Raw genomic sequence first — 16442 nt, 5'->3', positions numbered from 1 at the left:
ACAAAAAGCCCGCCCATCAAAGCCGGTTGGCTGCTGAATGGCGAGCTAATCCGCAAATTGTAGCCATCGGTGTTAAGCGAGAATCGGGCCAAGCAGGCGGTTTTCGCGGGGTTTACCCTTAACATTTGGTGAAACATCGATTTTTAACTTTTCATTAGTCAGTCTTATGTTGGTTACTCTTTGAAAATCCCGCCTAATGCGACATCGAGCCGCGCCCCATTGCGGCAAACCCCTGATGCCCCGCAAGCCGTCCATTTTTAAAATCCGACATGCGATTCCATAAATACGAGGCCATCAACGCGGTATTTCTTTGCGGCACCGTCACCGGCGCGGCAAAGATGCTCAATCTCTCCCAGCCGGCCGTATCCCGCCTGATTTCCAGCGCGGAAACTGAACTCGGCTTTCTTCTGTTTCACCGCCAGCAAGGACGCATGGCGCCGACCGACGAAGCCCAGCAGCTGCGCCCGGCGATCCTGAAAATCATGGAATGCATGAGCCATGCCTCCTCGCTGGCAGCCGGGCTGCGCAACGGAGGCATCAAGCAGTTGAGGATCGCAGCCGTGCCCTCGCTGGCCACAGCCGTCTTGCCCAGCGCCGTGAGGTCCTTCATCGAGCAATATCCCAAATGCAAGCTGACGCTGGAAACCTACCACTACGACTCTCTTGTCGAGGCGCTTCTGGCCGGCCAGGTCGATATCGGGTTTGTTTATGAACCGGTCGCGCACGCGGCGCTCGACACCACGGACCTGCTCCAGGCCCACTTTTGTTCAGTCTCCACATCGGGTTATTTTTCCAAATCCAAAAAATCCATCTCCATCCAGGACCTCGGCTCCTGCAACATCATTGGATTGAGCAAGGATGACCTCGTGGCCTCGCTGATTGCCCAGACGGACGGGATGGCCGACATTGCGCTCACCCGCAATGTTTCGGTCGAAACCAGCGTGGTCGCCATGCACCTGGCCATGCAAGGCTTGGGGGTGGCATTGGTCGACTCCCTGACCGGTGCGCTGGGCAAGGTGCTCGGAGCGCAGGTTTTGCCCTTTGCGCCTGAAGTGCCCATCAGGGTCGCCGCGATGCGACTGGTCACACACCAGGCTGGCCTGCATGAAAGAAAGTTTATGGAACACTTCAAGGCCCAGGCGAGTCTGATTCACGGTAGCTGAATGGGCTGAGATGGTTGCCGACATCGGGGCAGGTCAGTAGCTGTCGAAATAGCGCTGCAGCTGCACCGCATCCTGCGTCAAGGTCAATGCCAGGCAGAGCAACACGCGGGCTTTTTGCGGGCTGAGCGTGTCGGCGCCAACGCTGCCAAAGGCATCGTCGTTCATCGCGCCATTGCGCGAGACAAGGCCGCTCCCGGTGCGGGAGCTCCGTACCACAGGTATGCCCCGGAGAATCGCCTCGCGATAAGCCGCCTGGTGAACACTGGAGATGGAACCATTTCCAGTGCCCGCATGCACCAGGCCGCGCGCGCCGTGGTTCAGGAATGCGCGAATACTTTCACAGCCGGCGCCAGCGTAGGCATAAACAATATCCACCTTCGGCAGGCTGCGCAGGCCGGCCACGCTGAAAGGCGAATCCACCGTGTGCTGGCGCGACGGCATCCGGTGCAGCTTGACCTCGCCGTTTTGCATATAGCCGACGCAACCAAATTCCGGGCTCCCAAAACTGTCAATCGAGGAGGTGTGGGACTTGGTCACTTCACGGGCCGAAAAGATCCGCTCGTTTGCAACCACCATCACACCCAGGCCTCGCGCAAGAGGGTTGGCGGCCAGTTGCACCGCTCGCAAGAGATTCAGAGGACCATCCGCACTGAGGGCCGTTGCCGGCCGCATGGCCCCCACCACCACGACCGGCTTGGGCGTCTTGATCGCCAGGTGCAGAAAGTAGGCGGTCTCCTCCAGCGTATCGGTCCCTTGCGTCAGCACAAAGCCATCGGGAGCTTCGGTTTCCTCCAGCCGGGTCATCGCGTCAGCCAGGCCGAGCCATGTATCGGTGGAGAAGTTTTCGCTGCCCAGCTGGCTGATCTGGATCACGAGCAGCTCGACGTTCCCGGGCAAATAAGGCCTCAAAGGCGCCAGCGTGTCGGCCGCGGAGAGCTGTGAATCCTGGTAATTGAGTACGTCCGCCGCGGAATCGGCTTCGCCCGCGATGGTGCCCCCAGTTCCCAGAACGGCAATTTTTATTTTTGGCATCAATGTTCAGCAATTGCGTTAGGCGCACCAGGAAGACGGCGGCGAAATCGGCGCCGCGGTCTTTCAGGGGTGCGGGGACTTTCCGGGCGCAGGCGCGTCACTTCATCGTGACAAGCGTGGTCTTGATGCCCTGGGGGTAGGTGGACAAGGTGACGGCGGCATTCTTGCGCTGGCCGGTTCCGTCAAACTCGATATGCCCGGTGATGCCCTCGTGCTTTGTCTTGCCGACATACGCCAGGTATTTCGCGGGCTCCGCCGAACCGGCCGCACGCATGGCATTGGCCAATATCATGACGTTGTCATAGGCATAAGGCGCATACACCACGACCTCGGCACCGTAAGCAGCCTTGTAGCGTTTTGCAAAACCGGGGCCGCCTTTCATATCCATCAAGGCCTCGCCGCCGTCGCCGCAAATAACGTTCTTCCCGACAGCCTGCGCACCCAGCTTGGGCAGATCGCCGGTGCAGACGCCGTCACCGCCCATGAAAGGAAGTTGCCCCATTCCCAACTGGGCCATCTGGCGAAGCATGGACCCGGCCTGCCCATCAAGCCCGCCAAAAAACACAGCCTGGGCTTTCTTGCCTTTGATCGTCGTCAGGATGGGCGAGAAATCGCTTGCCTTGTCATTGGTAAATTCACGCGCGACGACTTCACCGCCCAGCGATTTGAAGGTTTTTTCAAACTCATCCGCCAGGCCCTGGCCATATGCCGTGCGGTCGTCAATCAACGCGACTTTTTGAAGCTTGAGTTTGGTCGACGCAAACACAGCCAGGGCGCTACCGATCATCCCGTCATGGGCAATGGTGCGGAAGGTGGTTTTGTAGCCCAGCTGGGTGAGCTTCGGGTTGGAGGCCGCCGGGGTGATATGCGGAAGGCCCGCTTCGCTGTAGATGCGGGCGGCAGGAATCGTGGTGCCGCTGTTGTTGTGCCCCACAACACCGTTGACGCCGCTGTCCACCAGTTTTTGTGCAACGGCGGTTCCCTGCTTCGGGTCGGCCTGGTCGTCTTCGGACACCAGTTCAAACTTTACGGCCTTGCCGCCGATCTTGAACTGGCTGGCGTTGAGGTCGTCAATAGCCAGCTGCGCGCCACGCTCGTTGTCTTTTCCGTAGTTCGCCGCCTGGCCGGACAAGGGTCCGACGATGGCAATTTTGATTTTTTCCTGGGCGAAGGCCGAAGTTGCCGAAACAACTGCCAGCACCGAAAGAATGCTTTTTATGCAAGAACCTGACGACATACCGACTCCTGATGAATTGATGAGTTGGTAGTATCAAACGGGGATTTCTCCTCACGCATGCGCAGACGGGGCACGCCATGCAGAAAGCGTATGCGCTGTTTTGGGGAGCGCCGATCCGCATCGACTGAGCCGCACCTCGCTGCCCGCCGGCAATCTTCCACCTCAACCCGCCGCGCGCGGCTTATTTCTTAGAGTCGTTCTTTGCCCGCAGCTGCTCGAGCTTTTCAGCAATTTTCATTTCCAGCCCTCTGTTGACCGGCCGATAAAAGCCCGGGGCCTGCATGCCTTCGGGAAAGTAGTTTTCACCGGCCGCGAAGCCGTCTTCCTCATCGTGGGCGTAGCGGTAATTTTTGCCGTAGTCGAGCTGCTTCATGAGCTTTGTTGGTGCATTGCGCAAATGCAGGGGCACCGGGCGGGTGCCGTCCTTGCTGATAAACGCCTTGGCTTCGTTGAAGGCCTTGTAGACCGCGTTGGACTTGGGCGCCACCGCCAGGTAGATCACGCACTGGGCCAGGGCCAGCTCGCCTTCGGGGGAGCCCAGGCGCTCATAGACCTCGGCCGCGTCCAGTGCCAGGCGCAGCGCGCGCGGGTCGGCCAGGCCTATGTCCTCGCTGGCCATGCGCACCAGCCGGCGCGCCATGTAGCGCGGCTCGGCGCCGCCGTCGAGCATGCGCATGAACCAGTAGAGCGCGGCGTCGGGGTCCGAGCCGCGCACCGATTTGTGCAGCGCCGAGATGGTGTCGTAGAACTGCTCGCCGCCCTTGTCATAGCGGCGCAGGCGCTCGCCCAGCACCTTGAGCAGCCAGGCGTCAGTGACTGCGCTGACCTTCTCGGCCTTGGCCGCCACGCTGAGCGACTCCAGCGTGTTGAGCAGGCGGCGCGCATCGCCATCGGCATAGGCCACGAGGCGGTCCACGGCCTGCGCATCGACGGCGGTGATGGCCGGCAGCGCGTTTTCGGCCAGCACCTTGCCCACGATCTGCTTCAGGTCCGCCTCGCCCAGCGGCTGCAGCACATAGACCACGGCGCGCGACAGCAGGGCCGAGTTGACCTCGAACGAGGGGTTTTCGGTGGTGGCGCCTATGAAGGTGAAAAGGCCGCTCTCCACATGCGGCAGGAAGGCATCCTGCTGGCTTTTGTTGAAGCGGTGCACCTCGTCGACAAACACGATGGTGCGCCGCCCGCCCTGGGCCTGCCAGATGCTGGCCTGCTCCACCGCCTCGCGGATGTCCTTGACGCCGCCCAGTACGGCCGAAATGGTGATGAAGTGCGCGTCAAAGCTGCTGGCCATCAGGCGCGCGATGGTGGTCTTGCCCACGCCGGGCGGGCCCCAAAGGATGCAGCTGTGCGGCTGGCCGGACTCGAACGCGATGCGCAGCGGCATGCCTTCGCCCAGCAGATGCTGCTGGCCTATGACTTCGCCCAGGTTTTGCGGGCGCAGGCGCTCGGCCAGGGGCTGGTGGGTGGAGGACGCGGCTTTCACGGGCAGGTGGGAAACGGGAGATCAGGGGCTGGGGAACTGGGATGCCATGAGTCTAAGCCACGCGCGGGACCGGCTGCAGGCTTGGGGTAACTCGTGTACAACCCCATCACACCCTTTCAAAGGAAACCCCATGCCAAGCCGCGACACCCTGGAACGATTTATCGCCCGCGTTGAAGAAAACGCCCACGCCGAAGCCATTGAAGAGTTCTACACCGAGAACGCGTCCATGCAGGAAAACCAGGCCGCGCCGCGCGTGGGGCGCGCCAACCTGGTGTTGGGCGAGCAGAAGGTCATGGAGAGGGCGAAGTCGTTGACCTCGACCTGCGTGCGCCCCGCCCTGCTCAACGGCGACCACGTGGTGATCCGCTGGATCTTCCGCTTCGAGTGGCAGGACGGCAGCCGCACCGAGATGGAAGAGCTCGCCTGGCAGCGCTGGGAGGGCGAGCGCATCGCGGAGGAAACGTTTTTCTACGATCCCGCGCAGCGCCTTCCCAAGCCCCCGGTGGCCTGAGCCCCGGCCGGGTTTACTGCCGGATTACGTCCGCGCCCTTGGGCGGCGTGAAGCGGAAGGTGTCGGCGGGCAGGCTGGGATTGACCTCGACCTTGCTGAAACTCAGCACCGAGCGCTGGCCGAAGCTGTCGGTGATCTCGAGCGCGGCCAGGCCGGAGGATTTTTCGCCGGGGCGAAAACCCACGCGCACGGACTGCAGCTGGCCTTCCTTGCTCTTGGGCGTGGCCACCACCCATTGCAGGCCGTCGGCGTCGGGCGCGGCGGCCAGCGTGAAATCGGCCTGCAGGGCGCGCAGGTCGGGCGCCGCGGCAATCAGCGCTGCGGGGGTGGAGCCCAGCACGCTGGACTGCTTGCGCGAGCTGACCTGGTTCAGGTCCACGTCGTGCAGCCACAAGGTCTGGCCGTCGGCCACGATGCTTTGCTCAAAGGGCTTCTTGTAAATGAAGCGAAAGCGGTTGGGCCGGGAAAACTCAAACGTGCCGGTGGAGGTCTTGCTGCGCGCGGCCTGCCCGTCCCTGGCCGGCGCGGTGACGACCTGGGTGAATTCAGCGCGGCCGCTGCTGACGGTCTTCACGAAAGCCTCCAGGCTGTCCAGGCCGTCGGCCCAGGCGGGGTGGGCGCAAGCCGCCACCAGCATCATCGCAAGGTATTTCTTCATGATCGTCACTCCGCCCTTGCGGGCACCAGGATGTCGCGCTGGCCGCTGCCGCTCATGGCGCTGACCAGCCCGGCTTTTTCCATGTCTTCGACCAGCCGCGCGGCGCGGTTGTAGCCGATCTTGAGGTGACGCTGCACCAGCGAAATGCTGGCCTTGCGGTTCTTCAGCACGACCTCCACGGCCTGGTCGTACATCGGGTCTTTCTCGCCGCTGCCGCCGTTGCCGCCCTCGCCCAGCAGGTCGCCGTCTTCGCCGTCGACCGTGCCGCCTTCGAGCACGCCCTCGATGTAATTCGGTTCGCCCTGCTGCTTGAGGTAGGCCACCACGCGGTGCACTTCGTCATCACTCACAAACGCACCATGCACCCGGATTGGAAAGCCTGTACCACTCGGCATGTAAAGCATGTCACCCATTCCCAGCAAAGCCTCGGCGCCCATCTGGTCCAGGATGGTGCGGCTGTCGATCTTGCTGCTGACCTGGAAGGACAGCCGGGTCGGGATGTTGGCCTTGATCAGGCCGGTGATCACATCCACGCTGGGGCGCTGCGTGGCCAGCACCAGGTGGATGCCGGCGGCCCGGGCTTTTTGCGCCAGGCGAGCGATCAGTTCCTCGATCTTCTTGCCGACCACCATCATCAGGTCGGCCAACTCGTCGATCACCACCACGATGTAAGGCAGGCGCTCCAGCGGCTCGGGCTGCTCGGGCGTGAGGCTGAAGGGGTTGTAGATGAACTCGCCCTTGGCCTTGGCTTCGTCGATTTTTCCGTTGTAGCCGGCCAGGTTGCGCACGCCCAGCTTGCTCATGAGCTTGTAGCGCTTTTCCATCTCGGCCACGCACCAGTTCAGGCCGTGGGCGGCCTGGCGCATGTCGGTGACCACCGGGGCCAGCAGGTGCGGAATGCCTTCATAGACGCTCATCTCCAGCATCTTGGGGTCTATCAGCAGCAGGCGCACATCGCGCGCATCGGCCTTGTAAAGCAGGCTCAGGATCATGGCATTGATGCCGACCGACTTGCCCGAGCCGGTGGTGCCGGCCACCAGGCAGTGCGGCATCTTGGCCAGGTCCGCCACCACGGCGGCACCGCTGATGTCCTTGCCCAGGCCTATGGTGAGCAGGGACTTGGCTTCGTTGTAGACCTGCGAGCCCAGGATTTCGCTGAGCTTGATGGACTGGCGCTTGGCGTTGGGCAGCTCCAGCGCCATGTAGTTCTTGCCCGGAATGGTCTCGATCACGCGGATCGACACCAGGCTCAGGGCGCGCGCCAGGTCCTTGGCCAGGTTGACGACCTGCGAGCCCTTGACGCCGGTGGCCGGCTCGATTTCATAACGCGTGATGACGGGGCCGGGTGCGGCGGCAACCACACGCACCTCGACGCCGAAGTCCTTGAGTTTTTTCTCGATCAGGCGCGAGGTCATCTCCAGGGTTTCGGGCGCCACGGTCTCCTGGCGGCTCAGCGCGCCGTCGAGCAGGTCGACCTGCGGCAGCTTGGAGTCAGGCATTTCGCTGAAAAGCGGCTTTTGCCGCTCTTTGGCCACGCGCTCGCTTTTGGGAATGTCGACCAGCACGGGCTCGATCAGCACCGGCACCGGGTGGTGTTCCTCGATTTCGATGCGTTCGTCGATCAGGGTTTCCTCGCGCTCGCGGGCGGCCAGCTTGCCGAAGGCCAGATCCTGGGCGATTTCGCGCTTTTCGCGGCGCGAATCGATCAGGTTGTCTATCCAGGCGCCTACACGCAGCGCCACATGGGCCCACGAAAAGCCGAAGACCGCCGACACGGCAATGACACCCAGCGCAATAAACACCAGGCCGGAGCCGGCAAATCCCAGCCACTTCTCGCCCTGGGCACCGGCCAGGTAACCCAGCACCCCGCCGGCATGGCCGGGCAGCTTGAATTCAAAGCGGTAAAGCCGCGACCACTCCAGCGCCGCGCTGGCCAGCAGCAGCAACAGCAGGCTGAGCCAGAAGCGGATGCGGTGGGACTCGCCGGCCGCCAGGGGTTCGCCGCGCAGCCAGCGCGCCAGCGACCTCAGCCAGGCCTGGCCGCCCGCGGCCAGCGCCCACCAGACCGAAAAGCCCAGCAGGTAATAGCTGGCGTCGGCCAGCCAGGCGCCCACGCGCCCGCCCCAGTTGAGGGTCGCGGCATGGCCGCCGGCCACGGCTTGCGCGGTGCCGGAGGTCGACCAGGCCGCATCCTGCGGCGAATAGCTGAGCAAGGCGGCCAGCCAGAAAACCAGGCCGAGCAGGCCCAGGATCAAGCTGACTTCATGGGCAAAGCGTTTGATGCCGCCGGGCGCGCCCGTGGCGGGGGAGTTTCTGGAGTTCAGGGTATCGAGTGAGTAAGTCATGGCTCACTTGAAGCTTACCGCAGTTGAGTGCAAGCCTTGAAGGAGCGCCACGGGCGCCAAATGGGTGGCGGGCGATCAGCCGGGCGTGTTAACCCAGGGTATGCAGGCGCTCTTTCACGAGGACGGAGCCGTCGTCCCGGGTTTCGATGAAGCCGCGCTCTTCCAGGTCTTTCATGACCCGGCTGACCATCTCGCGCGAGGCGCCGACCATCTTGGCCAGGTCCTGGCGCGACACCTTGTCGCGGATCACGGTGTTGCCGGTGCCGTCGTCGCTGGCGAATTCCAGCAAGGCCCTGGCCACGCGGCCGTACACGTCCATCAGGGCCAGCGACTCGATTTGCCGGTCGGCGTGGCGCAGGCGCTGCACCAGGCCCTTGAGCACGGCATAGGCCATGGAGCTGTTCTCGGGCAGGCAGCGCGCGAATTCGAGGCGGCCCAGGATCAGGGCGTCGGTCTGGATCTCGGCGCGCACCGTGGCCGAATGCGGTTCGTTGTCGATCAGGCTCATCTCGCCGACGTAGTCGCCGGGGTGCATGGTGGCCAGGATGACCTCGCGCCCGCGGGCATCGGTGGTGACGACGCGGGCCCGGCCCGTGAGGATGATGGACAGCGCGTTGGACTTCTTGCCCTGCTCGACGATGGGCTCGCCGCGCTTGAAGCGGCGCTTGACCACCGTATCGGCGACGGAGGCGGCCTGGGCGGCCGTCAACACGGAGAAAAGGGGTACCCGGCGAATCAATTCCAGGTTGGACACCATCGTCGTCATATCTGATATCTCCCAACCTCACAAACAACGGGACGTCGCGTGAGTTCTTACAATGGCACGTAATTTATAAAACCAAATGCCGCAAAAGTACTACCTCGACGGTTTTACCTTGCGCTGCGCTTATGCGGCACGACTCTACCCGAGTTCTTACACTTTCCCAATCAGTTTTTCAACATGAAACATTCAAGCGTCTTAATCCTCGGTTCGGGACCTGCCGGCTACACCGCGGCCGTCTATGCGGCGCGCGCCAACCTCAACCCGGTGCTGATCACCGGCATCGCGCAGGGCGGCCAGCTCATGACCACCACCGAGGTCGACAACTGGCCGGCCGACGTACACGGCGTGCAGGGGCCAGACCTGATGCAGCGCTTCCTCGAACACGCGGAACGTTTCAAGACCGAGATTATTTTTGACCACATCAACAAGGTTGATTTCAGCAAGCGCCCCTTCACCCTGACCGGCGACAGCGGGACCTACACCTGCGACACGCTGATCATCGCCACCGGCGCCTCCGCCAAATACCTGGGGCTGGAGTCGGAAAGCGCCTTCATGGGCCGCGGCGTTTCGGGTTGCGCCACCTGCGACGGCTTCTTCTACCGCGGCCAGGAAGTCTGCGTGGTGGGCGGCGGCAATACCGCCGTGGAAGAGGCGCTGTACCTGTCCAACATCGCCAGCAAGGTCACGCTGGTGCACCGCCGCGACAAATTCAAGGCCGAAGCCATCCTGATCGACAAGCTGCACGAGAAGGTCAAGGCCGGCAAGATCGAGCTCAAGCTGCACCACACGCTGGACCAAGTGCTGGGCGACGCCTCGGGCGTGACCGGCGTGCGCCTCAAAAGCACCCAGAGCGACGCCACGCAGGACCTCAGCCTCAAGGGCTGCTTTATCGCGATCGGCCACCAGCCCAACACCGACATCTTTGCCGGCCAGCTGGAAATGAAGGACGGCTACATCATCACCAAAACCGGGCTGCAGGGCTTTGCCACCATGACCAGCGTGCCCGGCGTTTTCGCCGCCGGCGACGTGCAGGACCATGTCTACCGCCAGGCCATCACCAGCGCCGGAACCGGCTGCATGGCGGCCCTGGACGCCCAGCGTTTCCTCGAACAAGCAGAGTAAACAAAAAATCCCTTATAATTCAAGGCTTTGCTAAATTTGCCCCCAAAAGGGCCGGTTTGGCAGTCTCGGGTTACCGCCACCCTATTCTGGCGAGGTGAGGCAGGAATGACGACAGGCAGCAAGTGCCTTGCGACATGACTGCTGTTGAAAAGTACTGGAGTGCATATGGCACGCGTATGTGAAGTAACGGGCAAAGGCCCGATGGTCGGAAACAACGTTTCCCACGCCAACAACAAAACCAAGCGCCGGTTCCTCGTGAACCTGCAATACCGTCGTTTCTGGGTCGAGAGCGAAAACCGCTGGGTCCGCCTGCGCGTTTCGAGCGCTGCACTGCGCCTGATCGACAAGAAGGGCATTGATACCGTGCTCGCAGACCTGCGCGCACGCGGCCAAGCTTAAGGAGCACCATCATGGCAAAAGGCGCACGCGAAAAAATCAAGCTGGAATCCACCGCCGGCACCGGTCACTTTTACACGACCACCAAGAACAAGAAGACCACGCCCGACAAGATGCTGATCATGAAGTTTGATCCCAAGGCACGCAAGCACGTGGAATACAAGGAAATCAAGCTGAAGTAATGGCTACGAATCCGTGCGTAGCCAAAAACTATCAGCTCGGTCAGTACATTCAGAAAAAGGACACCTCGGTGTCCTTTATTTTTTGGGGGCTTAGAAAGCAGAACTCCCGCGAAACAAGCAGGTTGCTACGCGGCTTGCCTGAATAAATAGGGCCAGAAGGTTATGACACCGGTTGCCGCTGCTGCACAAGCCGCAATTAATACGCCGCCGGCGGCAAGATCCTTTGCGCATTTGACCGCTAATGAATGTTGTGGCGACACAACATCGCAGAGCGACTCCACGGCTGTGTTCATGGCCTCTGCCATCCAAACCATGGCCATCGCGCCGATCAGCCAGCGCCAATCGCCGGCGTCCACCCGGCACCAGCCGGCCAATCCCGTCACCAGCGTTGTGGCGATTAGATGCAGCCATGCGTTGTGCTGGGTTTTAAGCATCAAAGCTATCCCCTCGAAGGCATAACCAAAGCTTTTGAGGCGTGCGACCAACGTGAATCGCCGCGGAGCGCAGGCATGAGGGGCTTGTTTCATTTCCCATCCTTCTTATTTACCAACCGCCAAGCCTGGGCAAGACATGAACGTCGAGCAGTGCACACCTGCATAACCTGCAACCCATACAAGCAGCCCCATACCGTGGCCATCAAAATACAGCAGCCCATCACAGTGCACCGGCCGGCTCTAGCGTCAAACAGGTGCGTCCAGCAAGCGGAACCTGCAAGCACACCTTTCCCAAATCGTCAGCCAGGACCTGCGTCAGACATGCACCTGTGACCCGATAGCGTGCTAACGGGCGCAAGCCCGACACGCTCAAGCTCTTGATGCCGTCGCCGGCTCCGCCGTACAGCACCGCTTGCAAAGAGCTGCTTACAGCATCGGAGTGCGCAGCTGCAACCAGCACATCGGGGTAGGAATGGAGTTCCAACCTGGGACCTTGTGATGAAAGCGGGTGACTGATCAAGTTTCGAAAACTGTTGCGCCCTCCGGAGCGCGCCATCAGCTCGACACCATGCGCCCATACCGAGGCCTTGCTCCTGTGGGCGACCCCATGACTGAGAGTAGTTGGACACTCGTGCTCCAGGGCATCCATACAGTTTTGATACACACACTCATCGCCCAACTCTGCCGCCGCCAAGGCCGTCGCCGCGTAGGCACTGCCTCTTGAGAAACCATAGTTTCCTGTGTCGATGGGCCAGAATTCACTGCGTCGAAGTCGCTCACGGCTATCGAACAGCTGACGTCTCAACAACAGCCATTGGCGACGCGCCAAGTCAGGTTCCAGCGCATTCAAAAAGTAGCACGGCATCGCCAGGGGCATTGCGCCACCAATGGCGGGTAAGGCCAATCCCGTATACGTAGAACGGCATGGCACGTAGCGACCCATACCGTCCAGAAACTCCGCGTCCAGATGCCGGCGAAACTCCGGCGCGTGACCGGCCCATTTCATCTGACCGTACTGCGCATCGTGGGCACGCAGCGCCGCAGCTCCCAATGTGTTGCACAGGGGGTAGACCCAGTTGGGCTCGCAGGCCATCAAATAGAAGGGTGAACGTTCGTATTCTTTTTCCAACCTGGACAGCAAGGACTGGAAACTGTGTTCGTAGCGTTTCCCGTTCGGATGCACCAGCGTGAAGGCACCTTTTTTCGAAAATTCCTGACTTCCCGTGCTGGCCTGGAACAGGGCTATCTGCAGCGCCACGAAGCCCGTGTACATGATGTTTTCACGGGCTGTAGGGTCGGGGCTCCACCGGAAATTTCCCCACAGATTTTCCAGCGACCAGTAGGCCCACGCGCGGTGCTGTGCCTGTTTGTTCAGTAACCTGCTTTGCGCATCACTCATGTATCCGCCTAACGCGGGCGTGAAGCGTGCCTGCGTCAAGGCGATGCCATAAGCCAGAAAGTTGATTTGATACCGAAGTGCCGCCGTCTGAAACTGGTCGCGTTGCTCGAAGCCCGAAAATTCATCGAAAGGTTGTAGAGCTCGATCGAGTGCGAACCTCACACGATGCAGATGCGCCAACGACATCTCTGGTTTTTGCCTTGACGGTTGGGCTGTGAAGATAGTGCCCAATCGAGCCGTTTGTCGGACCAAGTAATCGTTATCGATGCGCCTTTGCCGGCCTGAAAACATGAACCAGGCCAGCATCGACAGGCAGCCCACTGCAGCAAACAGCGCGAGCACGCAGTACACATTGAGTACCACGCCTGGCTGAATTGCGCCATGGTTCATGCTCGCGGCCCAAAACGCCGAACCAAGCCATACAAACGGAGGCAGCAACACATTGCCTGTGCCAAACCAGACCAACAGCGCAAATGCCAAGGCACCCACCGAACACAGCCAGGCGGCTACATGCCCTATGCCACTGCCTGTGCAGATATCAGCATGCGCCAGAAATCCGCCGCCCGGCACCATCAACCCCAAACCGAAAATCTGCAAGGCATCCTGATGCGCGAAAAGCAGCAAAACCGAGCCGCCCGCAACGAGCAGCATGTACAGCGTTAAAAGCCGGACAGTCTTTCTTGTCGTTATCGGACCGAAAATTCGCGTGTATGGCGGAAGAGTAGCGACGCTACGGATTGAACTCACAGACCGACCTTTCTTCGAAATGAAAACATCGGATTGATGCGCCCGGATTTCGATAGGTGCAGTCTGATACGCGCCTGTGAGGTCTTGATGAGCTGTATGAAGTTGGCGTGAAGTCGCCTGCTGGACGACCATTTACGTTGCGGAACATCGACCCGATAGCCCGTTTTGAGTTGCGGGCGGAGCTCGTACTTTGCGCCGAACAATAAAAAACCGCTCTCGGATTTCTCCGGAGCGGTGTTTTGAAGAGGTATCGGCCTGAGATCAGGCCGACATGTAACGCCAGATCAGGCGCGGGCGGCGCGCAGCTTCAGCGAGAACTCGCGCAGCGCGGCAATACCGCTTTCTTCCGCGCGGTGGCACCAGGCCTGCAGGTCGGTCGCCAGCTGCTCGCGGGAGGCCGAGGTGCTCATCCACATCTGGCGCAGCTCTTCGCGCATGGTGACCATCTTGTCGAGAACGGGGTGCTCGGCGCGGGCCTGGGCCAGCTGCGGCTTGGCGGCTGCGGGCACCTTGTCGTCGTCGCGGTGCAGCCAGCGGTTGGCCGCGCGCAGCACAGACACGTCGGCTTTTTTCGCTTTCAGCACTTCGATTTCAGCCTTGCCGGCACGGCGCAGTTCGCGCGCAAAACCGGCCATCACTTCGTAGCGGTGGGCGATCAGGGCTTCCAGCGTTTTTTCGTCAGCCACGGGCTGGATGGAACCCAGCTGGAGCTTGGGTGGAACCTTCTTCACGGCGGCCAGGCCCATTTTTTCGAGGGCGCGGATGTAGATCCAGCCGATGTCGAACTCATAGGGCTTGACCGAGAACTTGGCCGAGGTCGGGTAGGTGTGGTGGTTGTTGTGCAACTCCTCGCCGCCGATCATGATGCCCCAGGGGGAGATATTGGTGCTGGCGTCAGGCGCCTCAAAGTTGCGGTAGCCCCAGTAGTGGCCGATACCGTTGATGATGCCGGCCGCCGTCACGGGAATCCAGGCCATCTGAACCGCCCAGACCGCCAGGCCGGCCGCGCCGAAGAAGGCCAGGTCGATGATCATCATCAAGCCCACGCCCTGCCAGCTGTAGCGGGTGTAGACATTGCGTTCCAGCCAGTCGTTGGGCGTGCCATGGCCGTACTTGGTCATGGTTTCCTTGTTCTTGCTTTCGGCGCGGTACAGCTCGGCACCTTCCCAGAACACCTTCTTGATGCCGTGGGCTTGCGGGCTGTGCGGGTCTTCGAGGGTTTCGCACTTGGCGTGGTGCTTGCGGTGAATGGACACCCATTCCTTGGTCACCTGGCCGGTACCCAACCAGAGCCAGAAACGGAAAAAATGCGAGGGGATCGCGTGCAGGTCCATGGCGCGGTGCGCCTGATGGCGGTGCAGGTAAATCGTCACGCTGGCGATGGTGATGTGGGTGGTCACCAGGGCGTACAACACGATTTGCCACCAGCTGGCGGCGAGCAGGCCATTTGCCAGCCAGTCGAGGGCGGCATCAAACAAAATCATAAAAATCCTTTAAACAACCTGCACCAGCCGCCCATCCAAATTTGTCTCCAGGCGCTGCACCAGACAAGTTCTTATTGTAAGACGAAGCCCTGCAAACGCCAAGTCGCCAGAGGTACAGGCGCAGGGGCAAATCAGTGCGAAAAATCACGAACAAATATGTAACATCAGCCTATCTGTCGTCTTTTGCTGGCAAAAATATCAGGACTTTTGCCATACTGCGGCGAAAAACCCGTCAGTCTGGTGCAAGTAGGGCCAGAGGCGAAGGTAGGGGCCGCGGCAGAGTTTTTCGGCATGTTCCACCCCCAGATGGGTCAACAAAGGCCCGGTTTCAAGGACGTTAAACCCTGTATTGGCCGCGCTGAAGGCCTCGGCAATCGCCTCGTTTTCTTCGCGCAAAACGCTGCAGGTGGCGTAAACCAGCCGGCCACCGGGCTTTAAAAGCCGTGCGGCGCTCTGCAAAATCGCGGTTTGCTTGGCCTGCAGCTCTTCGATGGCCTTGGGTGTCTGCCGCCATTTGAGGTCGGGGTTGCGCCGCAAAGTGCCCAAGCCCGAGCACGGCGCATCGACCAGCACCCGGTCTATCTTGCCGGCCAGGCGCTTGATGCGGTCGTCGCGTTCGTGGGCGATGGCCACGGGGTGCACATTCGACAGCCCGCTGCGCGCCAGCCGGGGCTTGAGCGCATCCAGCCGGTGTCCCGAGGTGTCAAAGGCGTACAGGCGCCCGGTGTTGCGCATGGACGCGCCCAGGGCCAGCGTCTTGCCGCCGGCGCCGGCGCAAAAATCGACCACCATCTCGCCGCGTTTGGYATCCACCAGCAGGGCCAGCAGTTGCGAGCCCTCGTCCTGCACCTCGATGGCACCGCGCGTGAAGGTATCCAGCTTGGCCAGCTGGGGCTTGCCGTCTATGCGCAGGCCCCAGGGCGAATACGGCGTGGCAACGGTCTTGATGCCCGCCTTGGAGAGCTCTTTCTGGATGTCGGCGCGCTTGTCTTTCAGCGCATTGACGCGCAAATCCAGCCCGGCCGGCGCATTGAGGCTTTCCACCAGCGGCCAGAAATCGTCACCCAACTGCTCCTTGAGCGGCTCGACCAGCCACTGGGGCAGGTTGTGGCGGTGCAACTCCATCAGGTCGCCTGGCAAGACCCGGTCGCAACGGGACAGCCAGTCTTTTTCCTGCTCGGTCAGCGCGCCCAGCAAAAAGTCGCGCTCGGCGGCAAAACCCAGGATTGCCAGGCGCCGCTCCAACGGGCCGCTGCCGTGCTGGGCCAGATAGGTATAGAGGTTTTTTTTGCGCAGCACGCCGTAAATGGTTTCCGCCACGGTGGCGCGCTCGCGTGGGCCGAGCCGGTAGTCGCGGAAGTAGCGCGAAACCACCATGTCGGCGGGATGATCAAATTTGAGAACCTGCTTGAGAAGCTCGGAACAACTGTCGAGTAAGGCTTTAGGATGCATAGCCCCCATTGTCCCACTGCGGTCTCACCGCACC

At 61.3% G+C, this 16442-nt stretch carries 15 protein-coding genes; 5 read left to right on the top strand and 10 right to left on the bottom strand.

What is annotated here, in order from left to right; all coding sequences use genetic code 11:
- Positions 1-269: 269 nt before the first annotated feature.
- A complete protein-coding gene (locus AC1DUN_RS21510; RefSeq protein WP_477661244.1) occupies positions 270-1163 on the top strand; it encodes a LysR family transcriptional regulator in 894 nt (297 codons plus the stop codon).
- A gap of 33 nt (positions 1164-1196) precedes the next feature.
- Here the strand turns inward: AC1DUN_RS21510 and AC1DUN_RS21505 are convergent, their stop codons facing one another.
- From AC1DUN_RS21505 to AC1DUN_RS21495, 3 genes are all read right to left on the bottom strand, one after another.
- Complete coding sequence (locus tag AC1DUN_RS21505) at positions 1197-2195, bottom strand: asparaginase (RefSeq protein WP_477661245.1); 999 nt, start codon at positions 2193-2195, stop codon at positions 1197-1199.
- Between the two features lie 97 nt (positions 2196-2292).
- Positions 2293-3432: a branched-chain amino acid ABC transporter substrate-binding protein gene (locus tag AC1DUN_RS21500; protein ID WP_477715760.1), complete on the bottom strand. Its 1140-nt coding sequence runs from the start codon at positions 3430-3432 to the stop codon at positions 2293-2295.
- A gap of 181 nt (positions 3433-3613) precedes the next feature.
- Positions 3614-4915, bottom strand: coding sequence for a replication-associated recombination protein A (locus AC1DUN_RS21495; protein WP_477715759.1), 1302 nt, complete (start codon positions 4913-4915; stop codon positions 3614-3616).
- Positions 4916-5045: 130 nt separating this feature from the next.
- On the opposite strand from AC1DUN_RS21495, the gene AC1DUN_RS21490 reads away from it, so the two are divergent.
- Entirely contained in the window at positions 5046-5426 is a 381-nt protein-coding gene (locus tag AC1DUN_RS21490; protein WP_477715758.1) for a nuclear transport factor 2 family protein, read from the top strand.
- Positions 5427-5439: 13 nt separating this feature from the next.
- Here the strand turns inward: AC1DUN_RS21490 and lolA are convergent, their stop codons facing one another.
- The 3 genes from lolA to AC1DUN_RS21475 all read right to left on the bottom strand — a co-directional run bounded on the left by lolA (position 5440) and on the right by AC1DUN_RS21475 (position 9195).
- Positions 5440-6084 carry an outer membrane lipoprotein periplasmic chaperone LolA gene (lolA, locus tag AC1DUN_RS21485; RefSeq protein WP_477715757.1) on the bottom strand — a complete coding sequence of 215 codons (645 nt, stop codon included), beginning with the start codon at positions 6082-6084 and terminating at the stop codon, positions 5440-5442.
- Positions 6085-6089: 5 nt separating this feature from the next.
- A complete protein-coding gene (locus AC1DUN_RS21480; RefSeq protein ID WP_477715756.1) occupies positions 6090-8429 on the bottom strand; it encodes a DNA translocase FtsK in 2340 nt (779 codons plus the stop codon).
- An 88-nt stretch (positions 8430-8517) separates the two neighbouring features.
- Positions 8518-9195 carry a Crp/Fnr family transcriptional regulator gene (locus tag AC1DUN_RS21475; protein ID WP_007863182.1) on the bottom strand — a complete coding sequence of 226 codons (678 nt, stop codon included), beginning with the start codon at positions 9193-9195 and terminating at the stop codon, positions 8518-8520.
- A 174-nt stretch (positions 9196-9369) separates the two neighbouring features.
- On the opposite strand from AC1DUN_RS21475, the gene trxB reads away from it, so the two are divergent.
- The 3 genes from trxB to rpmG all read left to right on the top strand — a co-directional run bounded on the left by trxB (position 9370) and on the right by rpmG (position 10892).
- Positions 9370-10314, top strand: a complete 945-nt coding sequence (gene trxB, locus AC1DUN_RS21470) for a thioredoxin-disulfide reductase (RefSeq protein WP_074578185.1) — start codon at positions 9370-9372, stop codon at positions 10312-10314.
- A 165-nt stretch (positions 10315-10479) separates the two neighbouring features.
- A complete protein-coding gene (rpmB, locus tag AC1DUN_RS21465) occupies positions 10480-10713 on the top strand; it encodes a 50S ribosomal protein L28 (RefSeq protein ID WP_413329935.1) in 234 nt (77 codons plus the stop codon).
- 11 nt (positions 10714-10724) lie between these two features.
- A complete protein-coding gene (rpmG, locus tag AC1DUN_RS21460; RefSeq protein WP_007863188.1) occupies positions 10725-10892 on the top strand; it encodes a 50S ribosomal protein L33 in 168 nt (55 codons plus the stop codon).
- 125 nt (positions 10893-11017) lie between these two features.
- Here the strand turns inward: rpmG and AC1DUN_RS21455 are convergent, their stop codons facing one another.
- The 4 genes from AC1DUN_RS21455 to AC1DUN_RS21440 form a co-directional block, all read right to left on the bottom strand.
- Positions 11018-11419 (bottom strand): diacylglycerol kinase family protein, encoded by a 402-nt coding sequence (locus AC1DUN_RS21455; protein ID WP_477715755.1) that lies wholly within the window; start codon positions 11417-11419, stop codon positions 11018-11020.
- A gap of 127 nt (positions 11420-11546) precedes the next feature.
- Positions 11547-13376: a linalool dehydratase/isomerase domain-containing protein gene (locus AC1DUN_RS21450; RefSeq protein WP_477715754.1), complete on the bottom strand. Its 1830-nt coding sequence runs from the start codon at positions 13374-13376 to the stop codon at positions 11547-11549.
- Between the two features lie 380 nt (positions 13377-13756).
- On the bottom strand, positions 13757-14956 hold the full coding sequence (locus AC1DUN_RS21445; protein ID WP_477661252.1) for a DesA family fatty acid desaturase: 1200 nt from the start codon (positions 14954-14956) through the stop codon (positions 13757-13759).
- Between the two features lie 198 nt (positions 14957-15154).
- Positions 15155-16408: an RsmB/NOP family class I SAM-dependent RNA methyltransferase gene (locus AC1DUN_RS21440; RefSeq protein ID WP_477715753.1), complete on the bottom strand. Its 1254-nt coding sequence runs from the start codon at positions 16406-16408 to the stop codon at positions 15155-15157.
- Positions 16409-16442 lie beyond the last annotated feature (34 nt).

This window comes from Polaromonas sp. P4_F6 (assembly GCF_056401275.1).
This window is presented reverse-complemented; position numbering and strand designations above follow the sequence as displayed.